23 protein-coding genes and 1 pseudogene are annotated in these 22,929 nt (G+C 67.2%); 3 read left to right on the top strand and 21 right to left on the bottom strand.

Annotated features, from left to right (window positions below):
• Positions 1 to 178: 178 nt before the first annotated feature.
• Positions 179 to 2,764, top strand: a complete 2,586-nt coding sequence (gene acnB / locus CFB47_RS23240; protein ID WP_069251885.1) for a bifunctional aconitate hydratase 2/2-methylisocitrate dehydratase — start codon at positions 179 to 181, stop codon at positions 2,762 to 2,764.
• Positions 2,765 to 2,931: 167 nt separating this feature from the next.
• Here the strand turns inward: acnB and CFB47_RS23235 are convergent, their stop codons facing one another.
• The 16 genes from CFB47_RS23235 to CFB47_RS23160 all read right to left on the bottom strand — a co-directional run bounded on the left by CFB47_RS23235 (position 2,932) and on the right by CFB47_RS23160 (position 17,488).
• Positions 2,932 to 3,345, bottom strand: a complete 414-nt coding sequence (locus CFB47_RS23235) for a PPC domain-containing DNA-binding protein (RefSeq protein ID WP_089462407.1) — start codon at positions 3,343 to 3,345, stop codon at positions 2,932 to 2,934.
• Positions 3,346 to 3,411: 66 nt separating this feature from the next.
• A complete protein-coding gene (locus tag CFB47_RS23230; RefSeq protein WP_089462406.1) occupies positions 3,412 to 3,963 on the bottom strand; it encodes a GNAT family N-acetyltransferase in 552 nt (183 codons plus the stop codon).
• Positions 3,964 to 4,142: 179 nt separating this feature from the next.
• Positions 4,143 to 5,543: an MFS transporter gene (locus CFB47_RS23225; protein WP_089442151.1), complete on the bottom strand. Its 1,401-nt coding sequence runs from the start codon at positions 5,541 to 5,543 to the stop codon at positions 4,143 to 4,145.
• A 29-nt stretch (positions 5,544 to 5,572) separates the two neighbouring features.
• Positions 5,573 to 6,817, bottom strand: a complete 1,245-nt coding sequence (locus tag CFB47_RS23220) for an NAD(P)/FAD-dependent oxidoreductase (protein WP_089462405.1) — start codon at positions 6,815 to 6,817, stop codon at positions 5,573 to 5,575.
• Entirely contained in the window at positions 6,814 to 7,776 is a 963-nt protein-coding gene (locus tag CFB47_RS23215) for a VOC family protein (protein WP_089458496.1), read from the bottom strand. Before CFB47_RS23215 ends, CFB47_RS23220 begins: the two co-directional genes overlap by 4 nt.
• Positions 7,777 to 7,794: 18 nt before the next feature.
• Positions 7,795 to 9,285 carry an aldehyde dehydrogenase gene (locus tag CFB47_RS23210; RefSeq protein ID WP_089458497.1) on the bottom strand — a complete coding sequence of 497 codons (1,491 nt, stop codon included), beginning with the start codon at positions 9,283 to 9,285 and terminating at the stop codon, positions 7,795 to 7,797.
• A gap of 72 nt (positions 9,286 to 9,357) precedes the next feature.
• Positions 9,358 to 10,185, bottom strand: coding sequence for an aspartate dehydrogenase (locus CFB47_RS23205; protein WP_089462404.1), 828 nt, complete (start codon positions 10,183 to 10,185; stop codon positions 9,358 to 9,360).
• Positions 10,178 to 11,845: a thiamine pyrophosphate-binding protein gene (locus tag CFB47_RS23200; RefSeq protein WP_089462403.1), complete on the bottom strand. Its 1,668-nt coding sequence runs from the start codon at positions 11,843 to 11,845 to the stop codon at positions 10,178 to 10,180. The genes CFB47_RS23205 and CFB47_RS23200 overlap by 8 nt, the downstream gene beginning before the upstream one ends.
• Positions 11,838 to 12,635: an SDR family oxidoreductase gene (locus CFB47_RS23195; RefSeq protein WP_089462402.1), complete on the bottom strand. Its 798-nt coding sequence runs from the start codon at positions 12,633 to 12,635 to the stop codon at positions 11,838 to 11,840. Before CFB47_RS23195 ends, CFB47_RS23200 begins: the two co-directional genes overlap by 8 nt.
• Positions 12,632 to 13,489, bottom strand: coding sequence for an IclR family transcriptional regulator (locus tag CFB47_RS23190; protein ID WP_089458501.1), 858 nt, complete (start codon positions 13,487 to 13,489; stop codon positions 12,632 to 12,634). The genes CFB47_RS23195 and CFB47_RS23190 overlap by 4 nt, the downstream gene beginning before the upstream one ends.
• The gene (locus tag CFB47_RS23185) at positions 13,486 to 14,382 is read right to left on the bottom strand and encodes an alpha/beta fold hydrolase (protein WP_089462401.1); all 897 of its coding nucleotides are present in this window, start codon (positions 14,380 to 14,382) and stop codon (positions 13,486 to 13,488) included. Before CFB47_RS23185 ends, CFB47_RS23190 begins: the two co-directional genes overlap by 4 nt.
• Positions 14,383 to 14,400: 18 nt before the next feature.
• Positions 14,401 to 14,928, bottom strand: coding sequence for a cupin domain-containing protein (locus CFB47_RS23180; RefSeq protein ID WP_069260265.1), 528 nt, complete (start codon positions 14,926 to 14,928; stop codon positions 14,401 to 14,403).
• Positions 14,929 to 14,965: 37 nt separating this feature from the next.
• A complete protein-coding gene (locus CFB47_RS23175) occupies positions 14,966 to 15,736 on the bottom strand; it encodes an SDR family oxidoreductase (protein WP_089458503.1) in 771 nt (256 codons plus the stop codon).
• Positions 15,729 to 16,805: an aromatic ring-hydroxylating dioxygenase subunit alpha gene (locus tag CFB47_RS23170; RefSeq protein ID WP_089458504.1), complete on the bottom strand. Its 1,077-nt coding sequence runs from the start codon at positions 16,803 to 16,805 to the stop codon at positions 15,729 to 15,731. Before CFB47_RS23170 ends, CFB47_RS23175 begins: the two co-directional genes overlap by 8 nt.
• Before the next feature lie 52 nt (positions 16,806 to 16,857).
• Positions 16,858 to 17,169, bottom strand: coding sequence for a recombinase-like helix-turn-helix domain-containing protein (locus tag CFB47_RS23165; RefSeq protein ID WP_089427169.1), 312 nt, complete (start codon positions 17,167 to 17,169; stop codon positions 16,858 to 16,860).
• Position 17,170: 1 nt separating this feature from the next.
• On the bottom strand, positions 17,171 to 17,488 hold the full coding sequence (locus CFB47_RS23160; RefSeq protein ID WP_011354710.1) for a non-heme iron oxygenase ferredoxin subunit: 318 nt from the start codon (positions 17,486 to 17,488) through the stop codon (positions 17,171 to 17,173).
• Positions 17,489 to 17,932: 444 nt separating this feature from the next.
• Between CFB47_RS23160 and CFB47_RS23155 the strand changes: the two genes are divergently transcribed.
• Positions 17,933 to 19,012 carry a porin gene (locus CFB47_RS23155; RefSeq protein ID WP_089427168.1) on the top strand — a complete coding sequence of 360 codons (1,080 nt, stop codon included), beginning with the start codon at positions 17,933 to 17,935 and terminating at the stop codon, positions 19,010 to 19,012.
• Between the two features lie 105 nt (positions 19,013 to 19,117).
• On the opposite strand, the gene CFB47_RS23150 is transcribed toward CFB47_RS23155, so the two are convergent.
• The 5 genes from CFB47_RS23150 to CFB47_RS23130 form a co-directional block, all read right to left on the bottom strand.
• Entirely contained in the window at positions 19,118 to 20,011 is an 894-nt protein-coding gene (locus tag CFB47_RS23150) for an IclR family transcriptional regulator (RefSeq protein WP_089442139.1), read from the bottom strand.
• 277 nt (positions 20,012 to 20,288) lie between these two features.
• Positions 20,289 to 20,825 carry a type 6 secretion system effector deamidase TecA gene (gene tecA / locus CFB47_RS23145; protein ID WP_256941199.1) on the bottom strand — a complete coding sequence of 179 codons (537 nt, stop codon included), beginning with the start codon at positions 20,823 to 20,825 and terminating at the stop codon, positions 20,289 to 20,291.
• Between the two features lie 6 nt (positions 20,826 to 20,831).
• Positions 20,832 to 21,167 (bottom strand): type II secretion system protein, encoded by a 336-nt coding sequence (locus CFB47_RS42145; protein WP_373453164.1) that lies wholly within the window; start codon positions 21,165 to 21,167, stop codon positions 20,832 to 20,834.
• A 305-nt stretch (positions 21,168 to 21,472) separates the two neighbouring features.
• Entirely contained in the window at positions 21,473 to 21,679 is a 207-nt protein-coding gene (locus tag CFB47_RS23135; protein WP_089429068.1) for a hypothetical protein, read from the bottom strand.
• Between the two features lie 339 nt (positions 21,680 to 22,018).
• Positions 22,019 to 22,624 (bottom strand): alpha-ketoglutarate-dependent dioxygenase AlkB, encoded by a 606-nt coding sequence (locus CFB47_RS23130; protein WP_256946744.1) that lies wholly within the window; start codon positions 22,622 to 22,624, stop codon positions 22,019 to 22,021.
• 105 nt (positions 22,625 to 22,729) lie between these two features.
• Here CFB47_RS23130 and CFB47_RS23125 point away from each other — a divergent pair.
• Positions 22,730 to 22,912: pseudogene (locus tag CFB47_RS23125) on the top strand (nitroreductase family protein); the annotation flags it as partial.
• Between the last annotated feature and the right edge of the window lie 17 nt (positions 22,913 to 22,929).

Genomic DNA, 22,929 nt, shown 5'->3' with positions numbered 1-22,929 from the left:
CACCGCCGCCCCGTGCCACCGACCTTCTCCGCATCTCGTTCGCCAACTCTTATATAAGACATAAGACATTTGACGTTAAAGATCATTGAGATTAGAATCCCGCTCAAAGCAGTGTCTGGAACAGCCCCGGAGTGCCGGCAAGGCCTTCCCCTCAAACGCAATATCAGCAGGTCTCCCCATGCTTGAAAACTTTCGTGCTCACGTGGCCGCCCGCGCCGCGCTCGGTATTCCTCCCCTGCCGCTGACGGCTCAGCAGACCGCCGAACTGGTGGAACTGCTGACCAACCCGCCCGCCGGCGAAGAGCAGACGCTGCTCGACCTGATCACCCATCGCGTGCCTGCCGGCGTCGACGAAGCCGCCCGCGTGAAGGCCGGCTTCCTGGCCGCCGTGGCCAAGGGCGAGACCGCCTGCCCGCTGATCTCGCGCGAACGCGCGACCGAACTGCTCGGCACGATGCTCGGCGGCTACAACATCCAGCCGCTGATCGAGCTGCTGTCCGATGAAGCCGTCGCAGCCGTGGCCGCCGACGCACTGAAGAAAACCCTGCTGATGTTCGACCAGTTCCATGACGTCAAGGAACTCGCCGACAAGGGCAACGCGCACGCGAAGGCCGTGCTGCAGAGCTGGGCCGACGCCGAATGGTTCACGAGCCGTCCGGAAGTGCCGCAAAGCCTGACCATCACCGTGTTCAAGGTGACGGGCGAAACCAACACCGACGACCTGTCGCCGGCCCCGGACGCCACCACCCGCCCGGACATCCCGATGCACGCACTGGCGATGCTGAAGAACGCACGCCCGGGCATCACGCCGGAAGAAGACGGCAAGCGCGGCCCGGTCAAGTTCATCGAATCGCTGAAGGAAAAGGGTCACCTGGTCGCCTACGTGGGCGACGTGGTCGGCACCGGCTCCTCGCGCAAGTCGGCCACCAACTCGGTGCTGTGGTTCACCGGCGAAGACATCCCGTTCGTCCCGAACAAGCGCTTCGGCGGCGTGTGCCTCGGCGGCAAGATCGCCCCGATCTTCTACAACACGATGGAAGACGCCGGCGCGCTGCCGATCGAGCTCGACGTGTCGCAGATGGAAATGGGCGACGTGGTCGAGCTGCGTCCGTACGAAGGCAAGGCGCTGAAGGACGGCAAGGTCATCGCCGAATTCCAGGTCAAGTCCGACGTGCTGTTCGACGAAGTGCGCGCCGGCGGCCGCATTCCGCTGATCATCGGCCGCGGCCTGACCGCGAAGGCGCGTGAAGCGCTCGGCCTCGCGCCGTCGACGCTGTTCCGCCTGCCGCACCAGCCGGCCGACAGCGGCAAGGGCTTCTCGCTCGCGCAGAAGATGGTCGGCCGCGCCTGCGGTTTGCCGGAAGGCCAGGGCGTGCGCCCGGGCACGTACTGCGAACCGAAGATGACCTCGGTCGGCTCGCAGGACACCACGGGCCCGATGACCCGCGACGAACTGAAGGATCTCGCGTGCCTCGGCTTCTCGGCCGACCTCGTGATGCAATCGTTCTGCCACACCGCCGCTTATCCGAAGCCGGTCGACGTGAAGACGCACCAGACGCTGCCGAACTTCATCAGCACGCGCGGCGGTATCGCGCTGCGCCCGGGCGACGGCGTGATCCACTCGTGGCTGAACCGCATGCTGCTGCCCGATACCGTCGGCACCGGCGGCGATTCGCACACGCGCTTCCCGATCGGCATCAGCTTCCCGGCAGGTTCGGGCCTGGTCGCGTTCGCGGCCGCCACCGGCACGATGCCGCTGGACATGCCGGAATCGGTGCTGGTCCGCTTCAAGGGCAAGATGCAGCCGGGCGTCACGCTGCGTGACCTCGTCAACGCGATTCCGCTGTACGCGATCAAGCAAGGCATGCTGACGGTCGCCAAGCAAGGCAAGAAGAACATCTTCTCGGGCCGCATCCTCGAAATCGAAGGCCTGCCGGACCTGAAGGTCGAGCAAGCGTTCGAGCTGTCGGATGCCTCGGCCGAGCGTTCGGCTGCCGGTTGCTCGGTCCGCCTGAACAAGGAACCGATCATCGAGTACCTGAACAGCAACATCACGCTGCTGAAGTGGATGATCGCGCAGGGCTACCAGGATCCGCGCAGCCTGCAGCGCCGTATCCAGGCGATGGAGCAGTGGCTGGCCGACCCGCAACTGCTGTCGCCGGATGCCGACGCCGAGTACGCGGCCGTCATCGAGATCGACCTCGCCGACATCCACGAGCCGATCGTCGCGTGCCCGAACGACCCGGACGACGTGAAGACGCTGTCCGACGTCGCGGGTGCGAAGATCGACGAAGTGTTCATCGGCTCGTGCATGACCAACATCGGTCACTTCCGTGCCGCGTCGAAGCTGCTCGAAGGCAAGCGCGACATCCCGGTCAAGCTGTGGGTCGCGCCGCCGACCAAGATGGACCAGAAGCAACTGACCGAAGAAGGCCACTACGGCGTGTTCGGCACGGCCGGCGCGCGTACCGAAATGCCGGGCTGCTCGCTGTGCATGGGTAACCAGGCTCAGGTGCGCGAAGGCGCGACGGTCATGTCGACGTCGACCCGCAACTTCCCGAACCGTCTCGGCAAGAACACGAACGTGTATCTCGGCTCGGCGGAACTGGCGGCGATCTGCTCGCGTCTGGGCAAGATCCCGACCAAGGAAGAGTACATGGCCGACATGGGCGTGCTGAACGCGAACGGCGACCAGATCTACAAGTACATGAACTTCGACCAGATCGAAGACTTCAAGGAAGTGGCCGACACCGTGCAGATGTAAGCACGCAGTCGGGCTGCGACGGGTGGTCGACGTCGCAGCTCGCCGCGCAATGGCGTCGCAGGCTGAATGCCCGCGGCGCCATTTTTTTATGCGGTTTCGAAACAAGCCTCTCCGGAGATAGCGGGAAAGCCGCCATGACTGGCGTTTTTACCGCTGCGTCGCGACATTCACGCGGCATCGCCACCCGGGTCGCGGCGGATCACCAGTTCGTTGAATCCGGTGTGCGGATCGGGTTCACGCGCAAAGCGATGCCCGGGCAGCACGGCCAGCAGGATCTCGGCGGTCGTGCGCACCACGCAGCCGCTCGCGACATGGCCGCCGGACACGCGGCCGGCCGCATCCGAGATCGACATATGCAGGTGCGCGCCGTCCGGCGATACCGAGCCGGCCAGCGTCAGGATTTCGAGGTCACCGCGCAGTTCGGTCGGCTGGTCCGCGCCGGCGAAACGCAACTGCGCGACGCTCAGGCTGCCGATGCCCTGGATCACGAAGGCCGCGTGCGATGCGTGCTGACGCAATGCATGCTCGATCGATGCACGCAGGTCGACGCCGGGGGAAAGACGCAGAGGGTGGACTTGCATGGTCGAGTACCTGCCGATGGAAGATGGTGTCGGCCAAGGGTACGTTTGCGCTGTGAATCCGGCAAGTCACGCGCGCCGATCGCTCGCGAGCAACCCGTACAGCGCGCTGTCCGACACTTCGTCGCCGACGATCCAGCGTTCGCGCAGCAGCCCTTCCCGTGCGAAGCCCAGCCGTTCGAGCAGCCCCGCGGACGCGACGTTGCGCGGATCGATATCGGCCTCGAGCCGGTTCAGCCGCAGCGCGCCGAACGCGTGATCGATCATGGCCGATGCCGCCTCGCGCATGTATCCGCCACGCCAGTACTTCCGCCGCAGGCTGAAGCCGATCTCGGCGCGCCGGCATTGCTCGTTCGCATGGAACAGCGCGCATTCGCCGAGCGCTTCGCCGGTTTCCCGCAATTCGAGCACGCAGGCCAGACTCTCCCCGCTCGCGGACGTCTGCACGTTGCGCGCGACGCGCTCGATCGCCTGCTCGATATGCGTCATCGGCGAGAACGAGAAATAGCGCATCGCTTCCGCATCCGACCAGATCTCGAAGAAGACATGCGCATCGGCTTCGCGTAGCGGCCGCAAGACGAGGCGGGAAGTATGCAGCGTGACGGGTTCGAACAGGGGCATGGCGACGGTCGGTTGAAAAACGGGATCGTGAATTAGAACATGCACGCCGCAAGTCGGCTATGTCATGCATTCGAACGATCCGTCGCGCCCCTGCGCAGCAACCGGATCGCCGCCAAACAACAAGGCCCGGACATCGCCCGGGCCTCTCCACCTCATCCGATACCGCTGGCCCGCCGCACTTACGCTTCGAGCGCTTCGAGCACCTTCCCTTTCGTCTCGATCCCGACGAAGTGCACGGTCACCGCCGCGATCAACGGCACGATGCCGATCAGGTAGAACGCCGGCGCGAGGTTGCCGCCGATGATCGCGTGCGGCACCACCATCGGCGCGACGAACGACGCGATCTTCAGCCATGCGCTGCCGAGCCCGCAGCCCGACGCGCGGATGCTCGTCGGATACTGCTCCGGCGTATAGACGTACGCGGTAATGAACCCCGACGCCATCAACCCGAGCGACAGCGAGCAGAAGATCGACACGACGTACACCGACGACGCGTGATAGAAGCCCGCGAACGCCAGCGACAGCGCGCACAGCACGAACGACCACACGATCACCGGCTTGCGGCCGAGCTTGTCGACGAGCAGCGCCGACGCCAGCGACCCGAGCACGCCCATCACCGAGCCGATCACCGCGAGGTTCAGCGCGAGCTGCAACGGCGCGTGATAGAAGTTCTTGTAGATCGTCGGCAGCCACGTCGACAGCCCGTACTGGATGAACCCGCAGGTCGCCCACAACGTCGCCACCGCGAGCGTGCGCTTGCGATACGCGGCGCTGAACAGGTCGCTCATCTTGCGCTTCGGATGCTGGCGCACCATCTCGTCGAACGCCGCTGCCTGCGTGACCGGCGGCAACTCGCCGCGCACCGACGCTTCAAACGCACCGACCGCTCGCCCTGCTTCGGCCAGCCGCCCGCGCGACGCGAGCCAGCGCGGCGATTCCGGTACGAGACGCGTGAGCACCAGCGACAGGATCAGCGGCAGCCCGCCGACGAAGTACATGATTTCCCAGCCGAAGCGCGGCACGAGCCACGCACCGAGCGCCATCGACACGAGCAGGCCGATCGGGAACACGATCTCGTACAGCAGCACGAAACGGCCGCGGCCATGAGCGCGCGTGATCTCGTTGATGTACGTCGCGGCGACCGGCAGCTCGCCGCCCAGCCCCAGGCCCTGCAAAATCCGCAGCAGTACGAATATCTCGAAGGTCGGCGCGAAGCCGCACGCGATGCTCGTGATGCCGATCACGGCCGAACTCCACGCGATCGCCTTCACGCGGCCATGCTTCTCCGCCAGCGCGGGAAACAGGAAGGCGCCGATCAGCTGGCCGATCGCGCCGGACGCGATCAGCATGCCGATCTGCGTCGGCGACAGCCCCCATTTGTGAATCAGCAGCGGCAGCGTCGCCGCGATCGTGATCACGTCGAAGCCGTCGAAGAACGTCGCGGTGCCGATCAGCACGCGGGCGCGGATCTGCATCGCGTTGGCCGGAAGCCGTTCGAGCCGCGCGATGATCGCGCCGGGCGTGGAGGCGGCAGCTTCCATCGTGGCGCGTCCGGCCACGACGTTGTCGAAAGTGCTCATGCGGGGTGTCTCCTGTGTCTCGTCGCCGGTCAGGCCAGTGTCTTGGTCGTGTCTGCCAGGGCTTCCGTATCCACTGCCCGGCCCTGGTTCATCCACTTGCGCGCGAGCTTCAGCTCACGTGCGTTGTTGACGGCGATGACACCTCTCACATGTCCTTCGCCTACGAAAAACAGCGTCGCGCGTCGCGCGGCAAGCTCGCCGCGCACGACGAGCTGCGCATCGGCCGGCAGATCACCGAGGATCTGCAGGTTCACGTCGTACTGATCGGACCAGAACCACGGAATCTCCGCGTACGGGGCACGCACGCCGAGCACGGCCTTCGCCGCCGCGATCGCCTGGTTCTGCGCGTTGGCCCACGACTCGAGCCGCACGCGCCGCTTCAGCCAGCCGTTGTGATGGTTCGCGACGTCGCCGCACGCGAAGATCGCCGGGTCGCTCGTCGCGCCGAATTCGTCGACGACGATGCCGTCGTCGATCGCCAGCCCCGCGTCGCTCGCGAGCGACGCGTTCAGCGCGAGGCCGATGCCGGCCACCGCGAAATCGGCGTCGATCGTCGTGCCGTCGGCGAGCGTTGCACGCACCTTCGACGCGTCGTCCGGCTGCGCGTCGAGCGACGCGAGCGCCGCGCCGAGGCGGACGTCGACACCGTTCGCGCGGTGCAGGTCGAGCAGGAAATCCGACACGATCTGCGGCACCGAGCGGCCGCACAGCCGCGGCGCGCCTTCGACGACCACGGCTTCGACGCCAAGCTTGCGCGCGGTCGCCGCGACTTCGAGGCCGATCCAGCCGCCGCCGATCACGAGCACGCGCTGGCTTGCGCGCAGCTTCTCGCCGAGCGCCGCCGCTTCGTCGAGCGTGCGCAGGTAATGCAGGTTCGGGGTCCTCACGAGTGCGTCCGGCAGGCGGCGCGACGTGCCGCCGGTCGCGATCACGAGACGGTCGTATTCGATCTCGCGGCCGCTTTCGGTCGTCACGACGCGGCGCGCACGGTCGATCGATGCGGCACGCTCCGGCTGCCAAGCTTCCACGTTCAGCGCGTCGAATTCGTCCGGACGCACGACGCGCACGGTTTCGATGTCGGCGTCCCCGGCCAGCACGGCCTTCGACAGCGGCGGGCGCTCGTACGGCAGATGCGGTTCGTCCGCGATCATCACGAGGCGGCCCGCAAAGCCTTCCGCGCGCAGCGTCTTCAACACCCAGCCGGCGGCCTGGCCGCCGCCGATCACGACGACCGTGCCGGGCGCGGCGTGCGCCTGTGCGTTCCCTTCGCTCATGATTTGCGCTCCGTCATGAACTTGCCTTCCGGCGCCTTCGCGTTCTTCTGCCGGCGCGTGTTGCCGTCGAGGCCGCCGTCGACGGCCCATTCGGCGAACACGGTCGGGCCCGGTTCGAACTCGCGCGGCTGCCATTCGGGCGTCAGCACGTCTTCATCCGCGTAGTACTCGATCAGCGCGCCGGCCGGGTTCTGGAAGTACCAGAAGTACGCGGACGACACCGGATGACGGCCCGGGCCGAGTTGCGTTTCCCAGCCGCAGCGGTCGATGTGCATGCCGCCGCCGAACACCTCGTGGATGTCGCGCACGGTGAACGCGACGTGGTTCAGGCCGCGTTTGCCGTTCGGCAGCGCGAGCAGGAACAGGTCGTGGTGGCCGCCGTGCGGTGCGCAACGCATGAACGCGCCGCGCCCCGGGTAACGGTCGGACGTCTCGAAGCCCAGCAGCTCGTGATAGAACTTTTCCTGCGCGTCGAGGCAGTTCGTGAAGAACACCACGTGCCCGACCTCGACCGGCTCCGCGCGCGCATAGATCGGGCTCGGCTGGTCGACGCGCAGCGTCTGGCCCCACACGTTCGATGGCGAGCCCGTGATGTCGAGTGCGCGCTTGCGCGTGACTTCGATGCGGATCGCCATCCCGTTCGGGTCGATGCAGCCGACCGCATCGTCCTGCGCGTAGTAGCCGGGCTGGCCGGCAAGCTTCGTGCGCAGCGCGTCGAGTTCCTGCCGCGTCGCGACGCCCCACGTGACTTCCCGCAGCGTCGGCCCCGCCTCGAACGCGGGCGGCAGCGACGGATCGTCGGCCTTGACGGCCAGCACGGTGCAGCCGTTCAGCGTCTCGAAGCGTGCGCGCGTGTCGTCGTGCGAGACTTCCTTCATCCCCCAGTCGGCGAAAAAGCGCCGGCAGGTCGCGAGGTCGTCGACGCCGTACGTGATCTGCTCGATTCCCAAAATGCTCATTGCGTCATTCCCCTTCGCTCAGTTCGCCCACGGCAGCGGCGCGTCGTTCAAGCCCCAGTAGAGGCTCTTCTGCTGCATGTACTCGCGGATGCCGAGACGCCCCTTCTCGCGCCCCATCCCGCTCTCCTTCCAGCCCGAGAACGGCGTGGAGATCGAGAACAGCTTGTACGTGTTGATCCACACGGTGCCCGTCTCCAGCGCACGCGCGAGGCGCCACGCACGCTTGTAGTCGCGCGTCCAGATGCCGGCCGCCAGGCCGAACACGCTGTCGTTCGCCTGCGCGATCAGCGACGCTTCGTCGTCGAACGGCATCGCGACGAGCACGGGCCCGAAGATCTCTTCCTGGCAGATGCGCGCGCTGTTCGGCAGCCCTTCGAGAATCGTCGGCTGATAGAAGAAGCCGTTCTCGCGCCCGTCGCCCGACGGCCGCTCGCCGCCGCACAGCAGGCGGCCGCCTTCCTCGAGGCCGAGCGCCACGTAGCGCTCCACCGATTCGCGATGCTTCGCGGTGATCAACGGCCCCATCTGCGTGTCGGGGCGCGTCGGATCGCCCACGCGCAGCTTGCGTGCACCCGCGACCAGGCGCTTCATGAATTCGTCGTACACCGAACGTTGCACGAACAACCGCGAGCCCGCGATGCACGCTTCGCCCGACGAGCTGAAGATGCCGTACAGCACGCCGTTGACCGCGTGGTCGAGATCGGCGTCGTCGCATACGATGGTCGGCGACTTGCCGCCGAGTTCGAGGGACACGGGCATCAGCTTCTCGGCCGCGATGCGCGCAATGCCGCGGCCCACTTCGGTGCCGCCGGTGAACGACACCTTCTTCACCAGCGGATGGCGCACGAGCACGTCGCCGATCACCGAGCCCTTGCCCGGCAGCACGCTCAGCACGCCCTTCGGCACGCCCGCTTCCTCGCAGATGCGCGCCAGCGCGAGCGACACGAGCGGCGTGACTTCGGCCGGCTTCAGCACCACCGCGTTGCCGCCCGCCAGCGCCGGCGCGAGCTTCTGCGCATCGGACGCGATCGGCGAATTCCACGGCGTGATCGCCGCGATCACGCCGATCGGCTCGTACACGCTCATCGTCAGGTAGTCGCCGCGCGACGGCGTCAGCTCCTCGTCGAGCGTTTCGAGGCACGCCGCGAAATAGCGAAACGTGTTCGCGGCGCTCGCCACCAGCACGCGCGTCTCGCCGATCGGCTTGCCGTTGTCGCGGCGCTGCAGGTTCGCGAGCGCCTCGTGGCGCTGCATGATCAGGTCGGCGATGCGGTACAGCACCTGCGCGCGCAGGTGCGGCTTCAGCCCGGCCCAGTCGGCGCGGCGCCATGCGGCGTCCGCCGCCACGACGGCTTCGGCCGCGTCGTCCGCATTCGCGGTCGACACTTCCATGTTCAGCGACTGGTCGGCCGGATAGATGCTCGCGTAAGGCGCGCCACGGCCGCGCCGCCATTCGCCGCCGATCAGGATGTTGCCGTCGGGTACGAGGCTCGTATCGAAAGGAGTCATGTCACAAGTCCCACAAATCTGTCTCTGCACGCCCGCCCTCGCCGTGGCGCGGGCAGGCATTCAATGGCCCGGTCAGATCACGCAGCGGGCCGCGCGGTTGCGCAGCGCGCGGATCGCGCTGTACGCCGTCAGCGCGGACGTCTTCGGGTTGTCGGGCAGCGGCTTGCCGCTCATTTCCAGCGACATCTCGCCGAATGCACCGCGCGCGGTGATGCGGTGCACGTTGCGCTCGACCGCCGGATCGGCGATCAGGCGCACGTGCGTCGCGTCGAGGCCGAGGCCCGCGAGCGCGACGGTGGCCGCGACGTTCGCGTTCTTCGGATACAGGCGCGCGGCGTCGCGCGCGCTGCCTTCGAAGATCACCTTTTCCCCAGTCATCGCACGCAAGTCGCAAAGTTCCTCGGCGGGCGTGCCGAGCCAGCCGAGCGGCGGCTTGCGGCCCACGTACAGCACTTCGTCGAGGCCACCCTGCTTCGCGGACGCCAGCGCGTCGATCCCGCCGATCGCGCCGGACAGCAGCGTGACCCTCGCGTCGCCCTCGTCGGCCGCCTGTGCGAGCACGTCGAGCAGCGCGAGATCGGACAGCGCGCCGATCGACGCGACCGCGCAATCGGTGCCGGCCTTCAGCAGCGGCACGACGTGATCGACGAGTGCGCTGTGGCCCGCGCATTCGAGCGCGAACTCGGGGCGGCGGGCCAGTGCGTCGACCGACGACACGACCTCCACCGCACCGCCCAGCACGCCCTGCACCGCCGCGCGCTGGTGTTCCGGCACGATCACGTGCGCGACGCGCAGCGACGCATCGTGCTCGACCGCGTGGTACACGGCCGCGCCGATCGCACCGAAGCCGATCATCGCGACGTCGACGGGTGCATGGGCCCGCTTTTGCCCGTTAAGCATATTGGCGCTCCGACGGCTCTTCCTTCTTCACCGGCGGGCCCGCGAAGTTCGATGCGAACGCGCCGACCGACAGCATGTCGACCTCGACCATCACCGGGCCAGCCTTCGCCATCCCTTCGCGCACGATCGCTTCCGCCTGGTCGAGCGACGTGATCCGGTAGTGCGTGAGGCCGAAGCTCGCGCAGAACTGCGCGAAGTCGGGCTGGTGCAGCTGCACGAAGCAGCGGCGGCCACCGTAGTGCGCGTCCTGGATGTTGCGGATCACGCCGTAGCACTGGTCGTTCATCAGCACGATCATCACGTTCGCGTTTTCCTGCACGGCCGTGACGAGCTCGCCGACGTTGACCATCAGCCCGCCGTCGCCGACGAGGCACACCGTCTTCGCCGCCGCACCCGCCAGCGCCGCGCCGATGCCCATCTGGATGCCCTGGCCGATGCCGCCGCCGAGCGCATGCACGCCGGAGCGCGGCTCGAAGATCTTCAGCAGGCGGTTGCCCCACGTGCTGTTCGAGATCGTCACGTCGCGCACCCAGTTGTAGTCGCGGCCGACCGCGCCCTGCAGCGTATCGACGAGCTGCTTGTACGGCCCGAGGCCCTTCGACACGTCGGCCACCGCCTGCTCGCGGGCGGCCGCGAGATCGGACGCGAACTGCGGATCGACCGACAGGCGGCCCTCGAGACGGTCGGCCAGCTCGGCCAGCACGCGCTTCGAATCGCCATGCACGAACAGTTCGTTGCGATAGCCGCGGTTGTCGGCGAGCGCGTCGGCGTCGATGCGGAACAGCGGCTGCGGCAGCGCGAGCTTGTACTTCAGCGTTTCGTTGCCGCGCAGGCGCGAGCCGACGACGACGAGCGCATCGCAGGTCTTGTAGAACGCTTCGACGGACGCGTGCACGTTGAACGCGCCGAGCGTCGCCGGGTGATCTTCGGGCAGCACGCCGCGGCCCTGCACGCTCGTCACGACGCCGAAGCCGAGCTTCACGAGGCGCTCGACTTCCTCGCGTGCATGGCGCGCGCCGCCGCCGAGCCACAGCAGCGGACGGCGCTTGGCCGCGAGGGCATCGGCGAGCTTCGCGACGCGGGCGGTGTCGTGCTCGCGCACCGCGACGTGTGCCGGCGCGAGGTCTTCCGGCCATTCGATTTCAGCGGCCTGGATGTCGATCGGAATTTCGACCGACACGGGGCCCGTCGGCGCGGTCTGCGCGATGCGCACGGCTTCGCGGATTGTCGGCAGCACGGTTTCGACGGTACGCACGCGGAACGCTGCCTTCGAGATCGAATGCAGCATCGACAGCTGGTCCGGCGCTTCGTGGATGTACGCGAGATCCTGGTCGAGGTACGGCGTCTCGATCTGCCCGGTGACGTGCAGCAGCGCGGTGCCGGCCGTCAGCGCCTCGACCATCGCGCCGGCCGCGTTGCCCGCCGCCGTGCCCGTGCTGGTAAACGCGACGCCGAGGCCGCCCGACACGCGGGCCAGGCCGTCGGCCATGTTCAGCGCGCCGGCTTCGCCGCGTGCACCGACATACCGGATGTTGCCGCGCGAATTGATCGCGTCGAGGATCGGCATGTTGTGGATCGAGATGACACCGAATGCGGTCTTCACGCCGCACTGCTCGAGAAAGGCGGCAATCAGCTCGCCAACCGTGGTTTTTTTAGACATGGCGTGCAAAGCCTCCAGAAACGTCGATATGGCTGCCCGTCGTGTACGACGACAGATGCGTTGCGAGATAAAAGAGTGCCCAGGCGGCCTCGTCAGGCTTGCCGAAGCGGTTCAGCGGAATGTTCTTCGTGCGGGCGATCGCGCCCGTCCAGTCCTCCCAGCTTTCACCGGACTGCGCCTGCGTTTCGTAACGGCGGCGCCACTGGCCCGACTCGACGATGCCGATCAGGATCGAGTTCACGCGGATGCGCTGCGGCGCGAGTTCGGTCGCGAGCGACTTCACGAGGCTCAGCACGCCCGCGCGCGCCGACGACGTCGCGACCATGTGCGGCTCCGGCTGCAGCGCGAGCAGCGAGTTCACGCAGGTGATCGTCGCCGCCTGCGCGTCGCGCAGCAGCGGCAGGAACGCGCGCGTCGGGCGGATGATGCTGAAATACTTCAGTTCGAGTTCTTCGCGCCATGCGTCGTCGGTCGTGTCGGCGAAGGTCGACACGCGGCCCTGGCCGGCGTTGTTGACCAGCATGTCGGCCCGGCCGAAGCGCGCCGATACGGCTTGCGCAAACGCGGCCACATCGGCTTCGTCGAGCACGTTGCAGCGCGCGGCGAGCAGTTGCACGCCCGGATACTTTTCAACGAGCATCGCTTCGGCGCGTGCGAGGCGCTCGCTGTCGCGGCCGCAAATCGCGACCGACGCGCCCGCCTGCAGGAACCGTTCGGCGGTCGCGAGGCCGATGCCGGACGAACCGCCCGTCACCACCGCCACCTGCCCGGTCAGATCGATCTGAATCATCGGAGTCCTAATGCCTTGAGAAACGTGTGCTCGTCATCCGAGCGGTAATTGAGCCGCCGCGACAGTTCCGCCGCCGCGCGCTGGACCTTGTCAATCAGGCCGTCCGCGATCAGCGCCGCGTCGATCTCCGGCCTCGGCACCGTCACGGTGATGCACGCGACGATCTTCTGCGTCTCGTTGCGCACCGGCGCGGTGACCACCGAGATGCCGCGCTCGAACGACGAATTGCTGACGCCGTAGCCGCGCAGCGCATCCTCGCGGATCACTTCGTACAACGCGTCGACCGTTTCCGGCGTCGCGTTCGTCATCCGGTTCAGCGCGCCTTCCGGATACAGCGCATGCAGCTCCTTCAGCGACAGGTCGCCCATCAGCACGTGGCCGTGCGTCGTCGCATGCGCGGGCAAGCGCGTGCCGACGTTCACGCGGATCGAGCTGAACACCGGCGCCTGGCTCTGCGCCTTCGCGACGAACACGACGTCGCGGCCGTCGCGGATCACGATGTGCGTCGTGAAGCCGGTTGCATCGCGCAGGCTCTCGATCACGGGCAGGCCGAGATCGGTCAGCTCCAGCGAGCTCAGGTATTCGAAGCCGAGCCGCAGCACGGCGATGCCGAGCTTGTAGTTGCGATCCTTGTCCGCGCGCTCGAGGAAGCCGAGCGATTCGAGCGTCTGCAGCAGACGGAACACCGTCGTGCGCGGAATGCCGAGCCGCTTCGACAATTCGGGCGCGCCGAGCACGGGCTCGCGCGGCGAGAATTCGGCGAGAATCCGCAGCCCGCGTTCGAGGCCGGGGACCACGTAGCTGGCTTCGGCCTTGCCGTTTTCGGTATCGGGTTGTTGCAGCGGTTCGGTCATGCCAGTCCCCGCTGTGGGTCGCACTGACGGCAGAACGTGTCGATCAGCGCGGAATAGACGGCCGGTGCTTCCACGTAGCCGGCATGGCCTGCTTGCGGAATCACCTGCAGCCCGACGTGCACGGCCGCGGCGATCCGCTCGCATGCGGCGGGCGGCGTGATCGCGTCGTTCGCGCCGACGGCCACGGCCGTGCGGCCGCGAAAGCCGGCGAGATCGGTGGCGAGATCGGCATTCGCGAGCAGATGCGTGGCCTGCGCGTAGCCGGCCGGCACGATGCGCGCCATGTTCCAGCGCACCCAGGCACGCGCATCCTCGTTCGCGAAACCGGACAGCATGTTGCCGCTGCGCTGCTCGGCGAGCCCGGTCGGGCCGAGTTCGGCGAGCATCGCGAGCCGCGCGTCGCGGCGCGATTCGCGCGTTTCAGCCGGTGCGCTGCCGTAGCCGCCCGCGGGCGACACCAGCAGCAGGCCGGCGATCCGCGCGGGCATCACACGGACGAGACCGCCCGCGATGATCGCGCCGAGCGAATGACCGACCAGCACGCAGCGTTCGATGCCGAGTGCCTCGAGCCACGCGTTCAGCGATGCCGCGTAGTCGGCGGCTGCGGGCGACGCGCCGTGCACCGGCGTCGACACGCCGTAACCGGGCGCATCCCACGCGAGCACGCGCCGCGATGCGCCGAGCGAGTCGAGCTGGCGGACCCACGATGCGGCGCCCGAGCCGATGCCGTGCAGCAGCACGACGGGCAGCGCACGGCCCGCATGCTGCGCGCCGGCCTCGCGATAACCGATCGTGCCCGCCGCGCCGGCCGCGCAACGCTGTTCGGGAAACTGCCCGAGCAGCGCGGCGAACGCCGCGGTGCGGTCGCGTTCACGTTTGTCGATGACACTCATTGCTTCACCTGCTCCGTCTCAACGCTTGATCTTCGCGAGCGGCGAATCGGGCGGATAGGTCGGCGTGACCGGCTTCGGCGAACCGAGCATCACGCACATCAGCGCATCTTCCTCGCCGATGTTGATTTCCGTGCGATACACGCCCGGCGGCACCGAGATCAGGTCGCGCTCGCCGAGGACCGCTTCCCACGTCTCGCCGTCACGCTCGCAGATCACCTTCATCTTTCCGCGCAGCACGAAGAAGATTTCCTCGACGTCCATGTGGATGTGGCTCGGGCCGATGTTGCCGGCCGGGATGACCATCGTCGAGAACGTGAAGCCGCCGGCCGGCACCGTGTTGACGTCCTTCGCGACGCCCGTGCCGCCCGTGCCGACGTAGCGCATCTGCGCACGGCGGTACTTCGGGTCGTAGTCGGCCTGGAACTTCAGTGCATCCCAGTCGTAGCGACGGGTTGCGTAGCGCGCCACGCGCCCTTCCATCCAGTCGTTGAAGCTTGCGCCTTCCGGCTGGTCCCACGACTTGCGTTCGAGATCGGCGTCCGCCATCGTCCTCTCCTTCATCAGAGTGAAAACTTCAATTCAATCAATTCATCACGAAGCCGCCGTTCACCGGCAGCAGTTGACCCGTCACGAAGCGCGCGCCATCCGACAGCAGGAACAGCACGGGGCCCGTCACGTCGTCGGGCACCTGCGCGCGCGTGAGCGCGCGGCCCTGCAGGTAGAACGCGTGACGCTCGGCCGGCACGTAGGCGGTCGCCTCGACCTCGGTCAGCCCCGGCGCGATCGCATTGACCGTCACGCCGTGCGCGCCGAACTCGCGTGCCTGCGCATGCGTCATCGCGATCACCGCGCCCTTGCTCGCGACGTACGCGAGCAGCTTCGGCGCGCCCCACAGCGCGGTGTCCGACGCGAGGTTCACGATCGCGCCGCGGCCCGACTGCGCGAGATACGGCAGCGCTGCATTGCTGACGAGCCACACGCCGCGCACGTTCACGTTCATCACGGCGTCCCACGTCGACACGTCGAGCTCGGTCGACAGCTTGCCGCCCGAGTTCGTGATCGCCGCGTTGTTGATCAGCGCGTCGATGCCGCCGAGCGCCGCCGAGCCCTGTGCGACGAACGCGGTGACGCTCGCCGGATCGGCGAGATCGAGTGCGAAGCAATGCGCGACGTGGCCGGCTTCGGCAAGTTGCGCGGCCAGCGCGCGGCCTTCGTCGAGCAGCACGTCGCCGAACGCGACCTGCGCGCCCGCTTCGACGAGCGCCTTCACGAACGCCGCGCCGAGCCCGCGCGCGCCACCCGTGACGAGCACGCGGCGCCCCGCGAGCGACACGACCGGAGCGCGCTCAGCCATTTGCCGGCTCCGCTGCGGCCTGCGCCTGCGCCGCGCGATGCGCGTCGAGCGCCGCAAGATGCTCCTGCGCACGGGTGCGCAGCATCCGGCGCACGCGCGTCATGCCGACGTCGTGCTGGTACAGGTATTCGTGATCGCGCGCATTCGGCGCGAGGCTTTCGAGGACGTAGCGGTCCTGCTCGAGCACGTCCCAGTGCAGGCCCTCGAGGCGGTTGCGGTACATGAAGCGCCACACGTCGCGCTGCCAGCCGCTGACCTTGCGGGTGCGCCAGAAGTAGACCTGGCAGTTGTCGCCGTCGACCGGCGTCGCGAAGCCGATGATCCCGAAGTTGCCGCCCGGGCCGAACTTCTGCTTGTACGGGATCGCGAGGCGCATCCACAGGCAGCCCGTTTCACCGAGCTCGACCCAGTCGAAGTTCACGTCGCGCTGGCCGATCTTCTCGAACATCAGGCCCGTTTCCGTCTTGCGCACGCGCATCTCGGCCTGCTTGTCGCCTTCGGCCATCGAGTGCGAGGTGGCATGCAGGTACGCGCCGTGCATCGGGTCCATCACGTTGTCGATCGCATACTGGTAATTGCACTTCCAGTTCGACACGCACAGGAAGTGGCCGTACGCGTCGTCGACCAGTTCCTCGGGCAGGTTCAGCGGCGCCGGCTCGCCGTGCGCTTCGTCACCGAACCACAGGAAGATCGCGCCCGCCTTCTCCTCGACCGGGTACGACTTCACGCACTTCGTGCCTTCGAGCGGACAGTTCGATACGGCCGGCACGCGGTTGACCGTGCCGCCGCCGTCGACTTCGATGCCGTGATACCAGCAGGCGATGTTGCCGCCGAGGTTCCAGCCGAGCGACAGGCGTGCGCCGCGGTGCGGGCAGCGATCCTCGAGCGCGTGGACCTTGCCGTCGTGATCGCGCCACAGCACGATCTGCTCGGACAGGCGCGTGAGGCCGACCGGCGCATTCGACACCTGCCAGCTCGGCGCGACGGGATACCAGTAGTTCTTGATGCCGCGGTCGAGATAGGCACGGACCGGGTCGTGTTGTGCTGCGTGTTGTTCGGGGGACGTCATCAGTGTGCTCCGGATGCGGTTGTCGTCGGATCGGCGGTCGGCGCTTACGCGGTCATTCCGCGAGCGAGGCCATTTCGGCGCGGAAGCGCTCAGGTGTCCAGACCGTGCCGTCCGGCGCGCGGAAGCCGATGCGGTTCAGGCCCGCGACGACCTCGTCCAGCTCGATCGCGCCGGCTTCGAACACGCGTTCGAGCGCATCGCCGAGGTCGTTTTCGTACTGGGTCGGCGCGGCCTTGCGGTTCTGCCAGACCTGGTTCTCGACCTGGCCGGGGATCTCGATCTGCCCCTTGCCCGCGACGTTGTTCGGCTGCGGCGCCACCCACGGCTTCAGGAAGGGGTTGAAATTCACGGTCGCTTCTTTCATGTCACTCCACCTTGATCTGGATTTCCTCGCCGGCGAGCCGCACCGCGTACTGCTTCAGTGCGCGTCCGCCCGGACCCTTCAGGCATTCGCCCGTCTTGATGTCGAACACGGCCTCGTGCAGCGGGCATTCGACCGTGCCTTCGTCGACGAACCCCTGCGTCAGCAGCGCGTACGCATGCGGGCACACGTTCTCGAGCGCATACACGTCGTCGCCGACGCGGTAGATCCCGATTTCGACGCCGTCGGTCCGCTTGAACTCGATCGGCGTGTCTTCCGACAGCGCGCCGGCGTGCCCGGCGCAAACCCATTGTTCAGACATCTCACACCCTTCCTTCTGATCGACTCTCGGTTTGTTCCGATTTGTTCCATATCCGGAACAGCAGTTTATGGATGGTGATTATAGGAGTGACTTTCCACGAGTAAAACAAAAAGCTGCTCGCCCTAGGGAAAACACTGACCGCCGGGTCGGCAATCGCGTGCATCCACCCCATCAAATGAAATTTTTTGTTATGTGACGGGGCTTTACCGGGTTTACGCGAGTTTTGTGCAGCGACGCCGGGTGCCGGCCGGAAACCCATCCGTCCCGAAAAAATTATTTTTGATACGGTGCGAGACGCCCCTATACTCCATTCCATCAGAGGTACACTGTTCCTTATATGGAACATACGAATGCCCACTCGATGGCGAAAGTGCGCGACGGCCGGCCGTTCCCGCGCATGCCGCCACGGCACGTTTTCATCAGGTTGGAGATTCAGGAGATCAAATGGTCAAGCATGCGGTAGCAGCAGCAGTGATCGGAGTGGGCGCCGTGTCGGGCGCGTGGGCGCAGAGCAGCGTGACGCTGTACGGCAGCATGGATGCGGGCGTCGCGTACGTGAACAACGTCGGCGGCCATGCGAAGTGGGCGATGATCCAGGGCAATACGCAGCCCGACCGGTGGGGCCTGAAGGGCAAGGAAGACCTCGGCGACGGCCTGTCGGCGATCTTCCAGCTCGAAAACGGCTTCTATACGAACAACGGCCAGTTCGCGACCGCGAACACGATCTGGAACCGCGCGGCCTTCGTCGGCCTCGGCTCGGAACGCTACGGCACGCTGACGCTCGGCCGCCAGACGCCGCTGTCGTTCGATTATCTCGATCCGCTCAGCACGGCCTACCTCGCGATGAGCTGGTACGCGTTCCACCCCGGCAACATCGACGGGCTCGCCGCGACCGGCAACGTGCCGTACAACAACTCGGTCAAGTACCGCTCACCGACCTTCGCGGGCTTCTCGGCCGCGGCGACGATGGCGCTCGGCAACACGACGAACTTCTCGACCGGCAAGTCGGTCGGCGTCGCGCTGAACTATGCGAACGGGCCGTTCAAGGCGTCGGCCGTGTACTCGAACGAGCACGACCGCGCGATCCTGATCAGCACGACAGGCATCACGTCGTTCCAGGGGCAGAACACCGCGAACGGCTACACCGCGAGCAAGGTCGAGAACATCGGAGCGGGCGCGTCCTACCAGTTCGGCGACTTCCTCGTGCACGGCCTGTACACGCGCACGAAGATGCAGTCGAACGGCTTTTCGGACACGTTCCAGAGCTACGACGCGGGCGTGAACTACCGCAGCAGCGCGTTCAACACGATCGCGGGCGGCGCGGCGACCACGACACTGGCCGGCCGCCGCTGGACGCAGGTCGAACTCGGCGACATCTATGCGCTGTCGAAGCGCACGCAGCTTTATGCGAACGTGTTGTACGAGCACGGTTCGGGCGGTGCGAAGGCCGCGTTCTTCACGGCGGGTGTATCGAGCACGGCGAACCAGGTGATCGTGCTCACCGGGATCCACCACTCGTTCTGAACGACGTCGGGCGTGCGTCGCCTGAAACGACAAGAGCGGCCCGCGGGCCGCTCTCTTTCTTTCGCACATGGCATTTGCACGACCGCCGGCCGCGCATCGGCGCACTCAGAACATCGCGACCTTGTGGCGCGCGTGCGCGAACGTCGGATCGCTTTCGAGCGGACGATAGTTCAGCCGCTGTGACAGGTCGACCGCCGCGCCGCACACGGCTTCGACGAGCCGCTCCTTCTCGCGGGCCTCGCCGATTTCCGAGCGCGGCACGGTCGCGGTGATCGCCGCGACGATCGAGCCCGAATGATCGCGTACGGGCGCGGTCACGGCCGAAATGCCGCTCTCGAACGCCGCCTCGCTCACCGCGTAGCCGAGCCGCGCGTAGTGGCGCACGCGTTCGTACAGTTCGTCGACGGTGCCCGGCGTGCGCTCGGTGAACTGCTCGAGCCGCTTTTCTGGATACAGCTGGCGCAGTGCGTCGCGCGTCAGGTCGCCCATCAGCACGTGGCCGTGCACGGTCGCATGCGCGGGCAGGCGCGTGCCGACGTGCACCTTTACCGAACCGAACATCGACGCGTTGCTCTGCGCCTTCGCGACGAACACGACGTCGCGCTGGTCTCGGATCAGCAGATGCGTCGACAGGCCGGTCGCATCGCGAAGCCGTTCGAGCACGGGCGTGCCGAGATCGGTCAGTTCGAGCGAATTCAGGTATTCGAAGCCGAGCCGCAGCACGCCGACGCCGAGCCGGAAATAACGGTCGCCGTTCACGCGCTCGAGGAAACCGAGCGCTTCCAGCGTCTGCAGCAGACGGAACGTGGTCGTGCGCGGAATGCCGATGCGCTTCGACAGCTCGGGCGCGCCGAGCACCGGCTCGCGCGCGGAGAATTCGGCGAGGATCCGCAGCCCGCGTTCGAGCCCCGGCACCAGATAGGACGACGCGCCGCCGGACGATTCGTCGTCGCCGGGCGCCGCGGTTTCAGGTGCGTCGCTCATCGTTGTCTTGACCATGTGGACATGGACGGTAGGAAATCAGTCACGAAACAGGTCACGGATCGTCGTGGATATTCAGTCATGCTACCTCAGCGCGCACGGGGTTCACACCGCGTGCATCGCCGCACCGCAGCATGCGGATCGCGACGCCGTGGAGAGTCAATCACGGTCGAGAGGATAGCAGCGATGGACCGCGCCACGCCATGCCGGAGTGGCCGGCAGCGCGGGACGGCAGCCGCGTACGTGGTGCCCGGCCGACGCGTGGCGGCTGGCGTGGCAGGCAAGGCCGGGCGGCCTACAGGCGCGACAGATGTACCCGGATGTTCGCGCGATCGTATGTGAAGCCGCCGGCCGCATCCGGCTCGAGCACGCGCGCCAGGTCGACCGCATACATCCATCCGCTGCCCAGGCGGCCCCCGTTGATCGCCCGGATCCGGCTGCCGCCGACGGCGATCGCCGCATGAAAGACCGTGCCGCCGCGCGAGAAGCCGACCGCGGTTCCCGCCGGAATGCTCGCGCGCCCGTCCCATTCACCGCCAGTCTCGAAGTTGAAACGGGTTCGCCAGTGCTGGCCGATCGTGTCGAGCAGCGCGCCGGGCGCGATCATCGCATCGCTGCGCAGCAGGTACCGGACATAAGCCGCGGCGTCGTAGCAGACGCCGCCGGAAACATACTCGTTGATGTCGGCCATGCCGAACATCAGCGCCTGGGCGTGCTTCTGCCGTTCGGCGAAACCGGACTGGGCGACATGCCCGCCTAGCTGGGAGAGTTGCATGGGTGGCTCCTGGTGAAGAAGCAGGACATCATCGTCCCGCCTACGCAATAACGTCATATGTTATTACGATATCGTGCCACTTCCGGACACGGCCCCGTGCGTCACGGCATGCGGGCCGCCGACGCCGGCACGCGGCGGCCGCATCAGGATTCGGCGCGAGCCGCAGGCGCACGCGCAACGGCTGCAGCATGTCGGGCGGCGGCTCGCCGACGATCGCACCCGAGATCCGACAGCGCGTGCACGTCCGGCGCCAATCGCGCGCATCACGGCGCCCAGCGCCACGGCGACGATCGCCAGCGCGATCAGCACCTCGATCAGCGTGAATCCCCGTTCCGGCGCCCGCGCCGTGCGCGATCCGCCGCGCGCATGGCGGTTGTAGTCGGTTCTGTCGTCGCACATGACCTGCGTTCGTGTCGATGGGTCGGCGTGCGGCGTCCGGCATTCCAATCGCGGCGCGAAGCCGCATCGCCGGCGCGACCGACGCCGTGCACGGACGTTAAGCGCGGCGTATGGCACACGCGTGTCGAATGGTACGGACCATTTGGCGCGGCGAACCCGGGCGGACGGGCGCGCAAGCGCGCGGCACGCGCCATCGCGCAGAGCGCGACAGGCGACGGAAAACGGAAAACGATCGGGAAGAGCCACCCGGCGCGGGCGGCAAGCGATGAAGACGATCCTCGGGCGGCGGGATCGACGCGACGGCGTCAGGCCGTCACGGCGGCGTCATACGCGGCGCGGGCAAGCTGGCCGGCGGCGTAGGCCTCGGCCTCGCCGCGAAAGCCGTCCCGGCTGAACGCAACGACTTTCACGCCAACGCCGGTCGCCCGCTTCACCGTCAGCGCCCATTGCCATCCGCCGTCTTGTTCAAAGACGTGCAGCGAGGGTTCGAAGGAAGGGTCGAATACGGTCACGCGTTTTGCTCCTGCCCCCTTGCGCACCGCATCGGCAACGCTTGGGGCATGTCGAAAGGATCGCGCCGGGATGCGACGCGCTTCTGCCATTCGACAGTCTAGTCAAGGTTTGTTGCGACGCACCATCAGAGGTTTCACTCATCTATCGGAACCGGGCGGTCGATCAAATTTCCTGAAACCCCATATGGCACGGGCCTCAGCAGCCTTTCAACGCACGTGGCCCGGCAGTCGTGCGGCAACGTGCCGCACACGCGACCGCTTGCCTGTATCGATCGCCCATGAATCGCAAAACGGGGCGCGCATCGCCCGACGATCCACGCACGTCGGCGATGGGCGGGGTTACCGGCCCGTCCCCGCCGGCATCACGCGCCGAAACGTCAGGTTCACGCGCTCGCCCTGCACGCCCGGCGCCTTCGGCACGCGATGCTGCCATTCGGCCTGAGTGCGCCCGCGCATCACGAGCAGTCTGCCATGCCCGAGGCGATACGCATGGGTGACACCGGTCTTGCGATGGCGAAGGTCGAACACGCGCATCGCCCCGAGGCTCACCGATGCGATCACCGGCGCATCGCCCAGCTCGGGCTCGTTGTCCGCATGCCAGCCGAGGCTGTCCTGCCCGTTGCGGTAGCGGTTGAGCAGCACGCTGTTGAAGCGCACGCCGCACGTCGCCTCGACCGCATGTTTCAGGTCGAGCACGGCCGGCGTCCACGGCGCCGGCACGTTGCGGATCCCCGAATACACGTAGACGGCCTCCGGCTCGCCTTGCCATGCGGTCAGCCGCGGCAACGGAATGCGCCCGCGCGGCGTGCGGATCGTGTCCTGCTGCCACGCGACTTCCCCGACCAACGCGGCCAGCGCGCGATCGGCATCGGACGGCGCCAGCCACTCCGGGTACCAGTCCACGTCGGGTGCGGGTGTATCAGCGAAGAAATCGGGTGTCGACATGTCGGGAGAAACGGGCGAAGAACGGAGCGAACGAGGCATGCCTGCATACTAGCCAACGGCGTCGCGCACTGCCATGCGGTGTCATTCGCGGATAAGAGGTAGCCGCGCGCACCCGGCCTCGACGCGGGCCCGATGTTCGGCTTCGACGGCGCGAAAGTCGATGCCGCGTTCTTCGCGGGCACCGCGATCAAACGCAACTTCCTCGTGAATCTCGGCTATGGCGACTCAGCCGGCCTGTTCCCGCGCAGCCCGCGCTTCGATTGCGACGATATTGCCCGCATCGAGTGATGGCCGCGGGCCAGGGC

This window comes from Burkholderia sp. AU27893, assembly GCF_002223205.1.
Taxonomy (GTDB): domain Bacteria; phylum Pseudomonadota; class Gammaproteobacteria; order Burkholderiales; family Burkholderiaceae; genus Burkholderia.
Note: the sequence above shows the minus strand (reverse complement) of the source record. Positions and strands in the feature narration are given on the sequence as shown.